Genomic DNA, 8,771 nt, shown 5'->3' on the forward strand with positions numbered 1-8,771 from the left:
GCCCCCACAATCTCGGCGGGTTATATGGGGTGTGTGCAACTCACCCAAAACAAAACCCCCCCCCCCCCCGGCCCCCCGGCGGGGGGGGGGGGGCCCCCCCCCCCCAAAAAACCCCCCCCCCCCCCCCACCCCGGTGACCGGGCGCGATACCAAACCCCTCCCGCCCGCGCCCGGTCACCGGCAAACCCCAACTACCCAGGGAGAACGTTGTGCCTCGATCCGCAGCGGACGAAACTGATGAGACTGCCGTCCGGGCTGGCTACTGGGCGGCGTTCGGGTACCAGAACCACGTGATCCCAGTCGACGATCCACGCCGGGAAGGATCCGAGCTGATCGCGTTCTGCGGCGTGATGACCGACCCCGAAGACATCAGCCCCCGCGACGCCCGCCCCACATGCTGCATCTGCTCGGCAGAAGTCCGAAGTGGACGTGTCGAAGTGCGAGCGGTGATTTCCGACTGAAGGCCGAATCCCAGGTCCTTCGCAATCCCGTTTGGGCTGGTCGCACGGGCTGTTGGGGAGTGCTTCGGATTCCGCGAGCGCGTTCATGCCTAGGAGAGCATGCTCAATGACGTACCAAGGCTGGCCGAGCCGACCGCTGCCGCCGCAATACCCCGCCGGACCAGGGCAGAAGTCGCCGAAGAAGTCCTACGTGTGGATTCCGGTGTTGATCGCCGGCCTCGCGCTTTCGCTGATCGTCGCAACGGGGATGTGGGTGCTGCTCGCCAGGAGCGGTCCGAGCGGCAGCCGGGACCGGGCAGACGTTGTCGTGCCACCGATTCCCACGGCGGATACCAACCTATGTGCGCTGGTCGATCAACTGGCCTCGGACTGCGCCGAATGGGCGCGACCCGAACCTCGGTCGTTCCGAGACGTTCTCCGCCTGGACGGCCAACCGCAGCAACCGCCCGCTACCAGGTGGTCACCGTTGTACCTGTGCGCGTACCCACCCGACGAACTGATCGACCAGTTCATGGGCCCTGATTTCCGGCGCGTGGTGATCAACGGGTTCATCTGCTCGTACGAATCACCGAATCCGGACATGCGGATCTCGTTCGATGTCTACGTCGGATCAGGCACTTTCGAGAGCTGGACCGATATCAGCCCGGAGGCGGAGGTCGTCGACTTCCACGGGCGTCGGGTGATCGTTGACCACGATGTCGAGGAGCCCTACAGCGCCTTCCGCAGCTGGATCATGGAGATTCCCGGCGGTGGGAACAACGTGCTCGTCCTGGATTACAAGGGGATGGCCGGGATCGGTGATCTCGGCTCCATCCCGGCGGATCAGGCGAAAGCGGATCAGGCCATGACAGCTCTCGGCGAGATCTACCGCAAAGTCTCCGAATGAGGAACTGGCCGCGCACCGAGCCCGGTGCGCGGCCAGTCCGCCGTTGGGCGACTTCAGTCGATCACTCGCCGAAGACCGGTGGGGCGACCTTGGGCAGGCCGAGCTCGTCCCACGCCTCGTCCGTGTCGACCCAGTACTTGTTCTCGTGCTCCAGGTCTTCCTCGCCTTCCTTGCCCTGGCCGCGACCAGCAGCGCCACCCATGCCGCCTGCCGCGCCGCCACGACCCGCAGCACTGGCAGCGCCCCCAGCGCCGCCCGCACCGCCGGAGCCGAGACCGCCAAGACCAGCGCGTCCACCAGCACCCATGCCCGGTCCGCGACCAGCGCCACCGGCACCCAAGCCACGGCCCCCGACGCCACCGGCCCCACGACCAGAGCCAGCGCCAACTCCAGGACCAGCACCGAGGCCACCGGCCACGAGCCCGCCGCTGAACCCACCGGAACCACCTGCGCCCGGACCGGTGCCGGCGGGACTGGGACCGCCAGGCAGCCCGGTGCTACCGGTACTGGCGGGCGGAGTCGACCACTGCGACCCGGTCTGCGACGGTGTGCCAGAGCCAGAGCCCGAACCACTGCCGACGTCACCGATCCCGGAGCTACCGGCACCCGACGTGCTGCCGCTGCCGCCGATACCGGAACCGGTCGGCATGCTGCCAACCGTCGGGTTCGTACCGGTGCTGCCTTCGCCCTGGTCGTAGGCCATCTCCGGGGCCTTCGGGTAGAAAGCGAGGCCCTGCGAAACGTCTCGCGTGCTATCGCTGTAGTTGTTGTAGTACTGCTTGGCTTCCTCGGCCTTGGCGGTGGCCTCGCGTTCCTGCTTCTGCAGGTCGGTCTCCCCGCCGACCAGCCAAGCGCCGCCCTTCTCAAGCAGGTTGTCGGTCGCATCGACCTTCACCGGCTCAGGCATGCTGTTCTTGACCTGGCTGAAGTTCTGAACCTGCTGCTCAGCAGAGTCGCCGACGGAAGTCGAGACGTCTTTGGCGTTGCGAATGTATTCCGTCATCGGAGCAAGGCTGCTGCCGTGCTCCTCCGCAGCCTGACCGGTCCAAGCGACCCCAGCTTTGCTGTTGGCTTCATCGAGCAGGCTCGCGACGGCATCAAAATCGTCGGAGATGCTCGATTTCCAGCTCTGCACGTTGTTGACCAGCATGTCCGTGCCACGGCCGCCGTGGATCTGCTTGTACTTCTCCGGGTGGTTGAAGCCCACCTGCTGCATGATCTCGTCCGTGTTGCCACGGTCCGAATCACGCGTGAGCAGATAGCCACCGACCAGGAACGGCAAGACCATGATCACACCCCCTTGTCAGTAATGGTCGTGGTATGCGCGGACGCGATCAGGCATCCGGGATGTTCTTCAGGACTTCGCTCGAGATCTTCTCGGCGTATCCGCACGGATCGTCCATTTCCGGCGTGCCCCCGGAGTTCTTGAAGTAGTTGATCTCAACCGATTGATCGTCGGCGATGGCGAGTTCGACCTTGCAGAGATCGCTCTGCTCGTCGATCCGCGCTCCCTGATAACCATCGACCTGCGTGGGCTTGAAGTTGTCGCTCGACGAGGCGTCTTGGGTGAGCCGTTCCAAGCCGCCGAACTTGGTGTTGATCGCGACGTAGGCGGAGAACGGTTCGCTCTGGAAGTGGCACTGGGATTCGCCGTACTGCGACGTGCTCTGCTCGGGGGCCTGGCTACCGGTAGCGCCGAGTTGCGCCAACTGATCCGTGGTCAGCAGCTGACAAGCATTCGTGATCGTCTTGAGGTTCTTCGGGTTCTCCACCTTCGGAGCGGCCGACGCTGAAGCAGCCGGTTCGTCGCTCGATGACGAAGGCGGAGTGGTCGATCCGCCCGGCGAGCAGGCGGCTGCGCCAACGAGGGCGAGAAGTGACACTGCGGTCAGAGTTGCGCGACGTAGCACGTGAAATCTTCCTTAAACCTGGCGGGCCGTGGCGGCTTCGTCGGTGCTCTGGTAGGTGCCCTGAGCAGCCTTCAGCTGGTCGATCTGTGTTTGCAGACGCTTGCGAGCATCGTTGACGGCCCAGGAGAGGCACCCCTCGTTGTTCCCTGCCATTTCCCCCAGGGAGTCCGCCAGCTTCTTGCTCACCTCGTCGTCGCCGGGAGGCGCGACTTTCCGGAGCTGCTGAGCCTTCATCAGAATCTGCTCAAGCTTCTCGACAGCTTCCTCGTACTTGGCGATCAGTCCGGGAATCTGCTCGATGTCGACGGAGAACGACGCCGCTTTCGCGGTTCCGCCGGAGTTGATCGCAGTGTGAATGGTCGCCATGCGGCTGGCCGAGTCCACCGCACTGACGATTCCGTCGAAGAATGCCACCTTCAGCTATCCCCTCGTCTGCTCGATCAGGTGCACGTCGCGCTTAGCTTGCCAGGTCGTCGTTCGTCCGCGCATGGGTGTGACGATGCTCGGCCGTGTTCCGTTCCCCACCTGTAGTCGGATTGGGCCGAATGGCCTACTGCCACGCCGCTTCGCGCTGGGTCTTCGTCGTGAGTTCGCCGAGCACGCGGGTGAAGGTGCTCATATCCGCACCAGCGAACATGCGCTGCGCGCCGCTGTTGTAGACCGCAGTGCGTCCGACCTGCAGATCGATGATGCGGATCGTCTGGTCGCCGCGGAACTCCTTGCGCCGGTCGTCCCAGATCGTGACGCCCACCTCGCCCAGGCCCAGTCGCGGGCCGTCCAGCAGCTGCGTCATCTTGCGGAACGCCCCGATGTTCACACCGCGAGCGCGCAGGCTCTGCTCGATCGCGTGCGGGTCTTCGTCGCCGCGGCGGCGCACCTCGATCATGGCACCGCGCATCTCGGCCAGGTCGACGCTCAGCGGTGGGCGGATGCGCGCGGGCGGGTGTTCGGGGAGCACCGACACGAGTGCCGGGATCGCGTCGTTGGGATGCACCGGCTCCAGGATGATCCGGTCGCCGTCGACGACCGTGCGCACGGCAGTCTTGCCGACTTTGGACACCGCAGCTCGCAGTTCGGTGCCCTTCTTCGCGGAGAACCGCAGGTCGTACTCGATCGCCGCGTGCGGGTAGATGCCCAGCAGTTCCATGACGCGGTCGTTCACGCCGCTGGCGCTGATCAGCCCGCGGTCGCGGGCCCGCTGCTCGGCCGCCTCGAACTCGCTCGGCAGGTCTTCGATGGTCGTCCCGTAGTTGCTGTACGACGCGATCATCGGGATGCGGCTGAGCCCGGCGCGTTCGGCCAGGATCGCGAATTCGAGTCGGTCAACGTCCAGCTTGGCCACTGGTCCTGCACTCCCGCGTCAGGTCGGTTTCGACTTGTGCAGACACTAGTCCTTCGCAGGGCCCGGCCAACCAGGATCCAGCAAGGTCAGCTGTCCAGGCCGGAGAGCCCCTGCCAGGCTCCTCGGGCGCCTCGGCGGGCCGCCGAGCGCTGCCAGCGGAACACGCCGTAGCCGATGATGCCGAGCCCGGTACCAGCCACGCAGGTCCAGAACTGGATGTCCCAGCTGCCGTCCGCCCAGTCGCGGATGCCGAACAGGATCAGCCCGACGAACCACAGCGCGGTGCCGACCAGCACCACCGGAGTCGGGTCCGCGAGCCTGCGCGGCAGGTGCGGGACCGGCCGGTGACCGGCTGCGGAGGGGGTGGGTTCACTGTCCTGTGCCACGTCAGGCAGGCTACTCCCGGTAATGAACGCGCGCGTGGGTGCGGTGATCGGGAAGTACTGATGGTGGATCGAACCGGAACCGAGAAGTCGCTGCTGGACCGCTATTTCAAGATCACCGACCGGGGATCCAGCGTCGGGCGGGAGGTTCGCGGCGGCATCGTCACCTTCGTCACCGTCGCGTACATCATCGTGCTCAACCCGCTGATCATCGGCAGCTACTCCGCCGACGACGCCGGGGCCAAGCGCGACGTGCTGGGCAACATCCTGCCGGTTTCGCAGGTCGCGGCGAGCACCGCGCTGGTCGCGGGCGTGATGACGATCCTGTTCGGGCTGGTCGCCAACTACCCGTTCGCCATCGCCACCGGGCTGGGCATCAACACGCTGCTGGCGGTGACCATCGCACCGCAGGTCACCTGGCCGGAGGCGATGGGCCTGGTCGTGGTGGACGGCATCGTCATCCTGATCCTGGTCGCGACCGGTTTCCGCACCGCGGTGTTCAACGCGGTGCCACCCGAGCTGAAGGCCGCGATCGCGGTCGGCGTCGGGGTGTTCATCACCTTCGTCGGCCTGGTCGACGCCGGTTTCGTGCGGCGGCTGCCGGATGCGGCCAACACCACGGTGCCGGTCGGGTTGGGCATCAACGGCTCGATCGCCTCGTGGCCCACCGCGGTTTTCGTGTTCGGACTGGTGCTCACCTCGGTGTTGGTGGCCCGGCGGGTGCGGGGTTCGATCCTGATCAGCGTGGCCGTCACCACCGTGCTGGCGATCATCGTCGAGTCGGTCTTCCACCCCGGTCCGTCGAAGGGCACCGATCTCTACGGCTGGAACCTGGGCTACCCGGCGGTGCCGGAGCAGATCATCGGGCTGCCGGACCTGTCGCTGGTCGGCGACATCTCCTTCGGCGCGTGGACCCGGTTGCCCGCGCTGGCCGCGGCGATGCTGGTGTTCACGCTGGTGCTGGCCAACTTCTTCGACGCGATGGGCACCATGACCGGGCTGGGCAAGGAAGGCGGCCTCGCCGACCGGGAGGGCAACCTGCCCGGCATCGGCAAGGCGCTGGCCGTCGAGGGAGTCGGCGCGGTCGCCGGTGGGTTGGGATCGGCGAGTTCCAACACCGTGTTCGTGGAGTCGGCTTCCGGCATCGCGGAGGGGGCGCGCACCGGGCTGGCGAACGTGATCACCGGGTTGCTGTTCCTGGCGGCGATGTTCTTCACCCCGCTCTACCAGGTAATTCCGGTGGAAGCGGCGGCCCCGGCGCTGGTGGTGGTCGGGGCGATGATGCTCACCCAGATCCGGCAGATCGACCTGTCGGACTTCAGCATCGCGCTACCGGCCTACCTGACGATCGTGGTCATGCCGTTCACGTACTCGATCGCCAACGGCATTGGTGCGGGCTTCATCAGCTACGTGCTGCTGCGGGTGTTCACCCGCCGTGCCCGCACGGTCCACCCGCTGATGTGGGTCGTGGCGGCAGCCTTCGTGCTCTACTTCGTCGCCGACCCGCTGAGCGCCGTCTTCGGCATCTGACCTGGTCTGAACCCATTCGTAGTGCGTCGATTGGGTTGCGATAGCGGACCTGGGGGTGGGGGCTCACTAGGGTGGACGGCTACTGATCCGTCGGATCAGTTTGTCCGGATTCCCTAGATAGTTTGGTAGACTAACGACGTGTCCGATATCGCGGAGCGCGAGCGCACCCTGGCGAGTCGGCTGCGACTCGCGGTCGTTCGCCTGAACCGGCGGCTGCGCGCGCAGAGCAATGACTCGACCATCACGCTGTCCCAGCTGTCGGCGCTGTCCTGTCTGCACAAGACCGGAGCGATGACGCCGGGCGAGCTGGCAGCCCGAGAGGGCGTCCAGCCACCTTCGATGACCAGGGTGATCGCTGCCCTGGAGGAAGCCGGGCTGGTCGCGCGGCGGGCGCACCCCACCGATGGTCGGCAGGCCATCGTCGAACTGACCGAGGCTGGTCGGGCGCGGGTCGATGAAGAGGTCTCGATCCGGGAACGGTGGCTGGACCAGCAGCTCGCGGATCTCGACGAAGACGAACGGGCGGTGTTGTTCCAGGCCGCCGAGATCATCGACCGATTGGCCAGTCGATGACCGAATTCCATTGAGAGGCGGTACGTAGGAGCGTGGTTGACCAATCCCGATCGCGCGCAGGAATCGACCCCAGCGGGGATCCGGTCAACCATTCTCCATCGTCCACATCAGACAGTTCAGTGGACTCCGGCGGCGGCATGTTCCGTTCGCTGCGGGAGCGCAACTACCGCTTCTACGCCTCCGGCCAGGTCGTATCGCTGACCGGCACCTGGATGCAGCGCGCCGCGCAGGACTGGTTGGTGCTGGAGCTTTCCGGTGGCAGCCCGGCCGCGCTCGGCGTGGCGGTCTCGCTGCAGTTCATCCCGACGCTGCTGCTGACCCTGTGGGCGGGTGTCGTCGCCGACCGCTTCGACAAGCGGCGCGTGCTGATCGGCACTCAGAGCGCGCTCGGCGCCTGCGGGTTCGTGCTGGGATCGCTCGACGTCACCGGCGTCGTGCAGCTCTGGCACGTCTACGTGCTGTGCTTCGTGCTCGGGTGCTTCTCCGCGGTGGACGCGCCGGTGCGGCAGTCGTTCGTCGTCGAGATGGTCGGGCCCGCGCAGCTCACCAACGCTGTCGCGCTGAACTCGATGAACTTCAACCTGGCCCGCATCGTCGGCCCGGCCATCTCGGGCGTGCTGATCACCGCGATCGGGACCGGCTGGGTGTTCCTGATCAACGGAGTCAGCTCGGTCGGCGTCGTTGCTGGGCTGGCGCTGATGGACCCCGCGGCACTGCACCGGGCCAAGCTGCCGCCGAAGGAGCGCGGCCAGCTGCGGGCCGGGCTGCGGTATGCGCGCGGGCGGCCGGATCTGATCGTGGTCATGGCGTTGGCGTTCTTCATCGGCACCTTCGGGATGAACTTCGAGAGCACTCTCGCGGTGATCGCGCGCAACGTCTTCGGGCGCAACGCCGACGGTTACGGTCTGCTGGTCACCATGCTGGCGGTCGGGACGCTGACCGGGGCGGCGCTGGCCGCGCGGCGCAGTGGTCGCGGGCGGCCGCGAATGCGGCTGATGCTGTTGGGCGCCGCAGTTTTCGGCGTGCTGGAGGTGGCGGCGGCGCTGATGCCGACCTACGAGCTGTTCGCGGCGGCGTTGATCCCGGTCGGCGTGGCCATCATGACCTTCACCACAAGTGCGAACTCGACCGTCCAGCTGGCTGTGGAGCCAACCATGCGCGGCCGGGTCATGGGCCTCTACATGCTGGTGTTCCTGGGCGGAAAACCGCTGGGCGGACTGGCTTCCGGGTGGCTCGCCGAGGTGTTCGGACCGCGGTGGCCGATCTTGCTGGGCGGGGTGGCGTCGTTGGTCGCCGCGCTCGTCGGGGTGGCGGTGCTGGCTTGGCGGCGGAAGTCGAGGGTTGCCGAGGCTGACAGGTTAGGCTAACCTAAATCTCGTCCGCTTCGTGGTGGGAGCGGCAGTCAGTTCGGGAACAGATCGGGCCCCGGCCTCCTGCGGGAGGCCGGGGCCCGATCACGTTGTGGACCTCGGGTACTTCCCGACGCGTTCAAAACTTCGGGGCCCCTCCCGGAGGAAGGGGCCCCGAAGCGTCGGCAGTGGGCTTGTCGGAGCACTCACCACCGAGTCCTGTTTCCCCGAATTTCCCTGAAATTGGGAAGAACTCCCGCTCAGGCGGTGGGCAGCCGCAGGCCGTTGTAGCCCGCGCGGGCATCAGCGAAGCGCTTGCCGACCTCGTCCCAGTCGA

10 protein-coding genes are annotated in these 8,771 nt (G+C 66.5%); 5 read left to right on the top strand and 5 right to left on the bottom strand.

The features are described 5' to 3' along the window. Positions 1 to 209: 209 nt before the first annotated feature. Complete coding sequence (locus MOQ72_RS43300) at positions 210 to 461, top strand: hypothetical protein (RefSeq protein WP_242191885.1); 252 nt, start codon at positions 210 to 212, stop codon at positions 459 to 461. Between the two features lie 106 nt (positions 462 to 567). Beyond that, positions 568 to 1,347, top strand: a complete 780-nt coding sequence (locus MOQ72_RS43305) for a hypothetical protein (RefSeq protein ID WP_242191886.1) — start codon at positions 568 to 570, stop codon at positions 1,345 to 1,347. Between the two features lie 61 nt (positions 1,348 to 1,408). Here MOQ72_RS43305 and MOQ72_RS43310 read toward each other — a convergent pair whose 3' ends face one another. From MOQ72_RS43310 to MOQ72_RS43330, 5 genes are all read right to left on the bottom strand, one after another. Further along, positions 1,409 to 2,635, bottom strand: a complete 1,227-nt coding sequence (locus MOQ72_RS43310; RefSeq protein ID WP_242191894.1) for a hypothetical protein — start codon at positions 2,633 to 2,635, stop codon at positions 1,409 to 1,411. A 46-nt stretch (positions 2,636 to 2,681) separates the two neighbouring features. After that, positions 2,682 to 3,257 (bottom strand): DUF3558 domain-containing protein, encoded by a 576-nt coding sequence (locus MOQ72_RS43315; RefSeq protein ID WP_308198073.1) that lies wholly within the window; start codon positions 3,255 to 3,257, stop codon positions 2,682 to 2,684. Between the two features lie 12 nt (positions 3,258 to 3,269). Continuing rightward, the gene (locus MOQ72_RS43320; protein ID WP_242191888.1) at positions 3,270 to 3,671 is read right to left on the bottom strand and encodes a PE domain-containing protein; all 402 of its coding nucleotides are present in this window, start codon (positions 3,669 to 3,671) and stop codon (positions 3,270 to 3,272) included. Between the two features lie 136 nt (positions 3,672 to 3,807). Next, positions 3,808 to 4,599 (bottom strand): ESX secretion-associated protein EspG, encoded by a 792-nt coding sequence (locus MOQ72_RS43325; protein WP_242191889.1) that lies wholly within the window; start codon positions 4,597 to 4,599, stop codon positions 3,808 to 3,810. Positions 4,600 to 4,685: 86 nt separating this feature from the next. After that, positions 4,686 to 4,985 carry a DUF2530 domain-containing protein gene (locus tag MOQ72_RS43330; protein WP_242191890.1) on the bottom strand — a complete coding sequence of 100 codons (300 nt, stop codon included), beginning with the start codon at positions 4,983 to 4,985 and terminating at the stop codon, positions 4,686 to 4,688. A gap of 60 nt (positions 4,986 to 5,045) precedes the next feature. On the opposite strand from MOQ72_RS43330, the gene MOQ72_RS43335 reads away from it, so the two are divergent. The 3 genes from MOQ72_RS43335 to MOQ72_RS43345 all read left to right on the top strand — a co-directional run bounded on the left by MOQ72_RS43335 (position 5,046) and on the right by MOQ72_RS43345 (position 8,452). Next, positions 5,046 to 6,512: an NCS2 family permease gene (locus tag MOQ72_RS43335; protein ID WP_242191891.1), complete on the top strand. Its 1,467-nt coding sequence runs from the start codon at positions 5,046 to 5,048 to the stop codon at positions 6,510 to 6,512. A 138-nt stretch (positions 6,513 to 6,650) separates the two neighbouring features. Beyond that, positions 6,651 to 7,085 carry a MarR family winged helix-turn-helix transcriptional regulator gene (locus tag MOQ72_RS43340; RefSeq protein ID WP_242191892.1) on the top strand — a complete coding sequence of 145 codons (435 nt, stop codon included), beginning with the start codon at positions 6,651 to 6,653 and terminating at the stop codon, positions 7,083 to 7,085. Positions 7,086 to 7,222: 137 nt separating this feature from the next. Further along, positions 7,223 to 8,452, top strand: coding sequence for an MFS transporter (locus MOQ72_RS43345; protein WP_242191893.1), 1,230 nt, complete (start codon positions 7,223 to 7,225; stop codon positions 8,450 to 8,452). Positions 8,453 to 8,771: the final 319 nt, after the last annotated feature.

The organism is Saccharopolyspora soli (assembly GCF_022678645.1).
Classification (GTDB): domain Bacteria; phylum Actinomycetota; class Actinomycetes; order Mycobacteriales; family Pseudonocardiaceae; genus Saccharopolyspora; species Saccharopolyspora soli.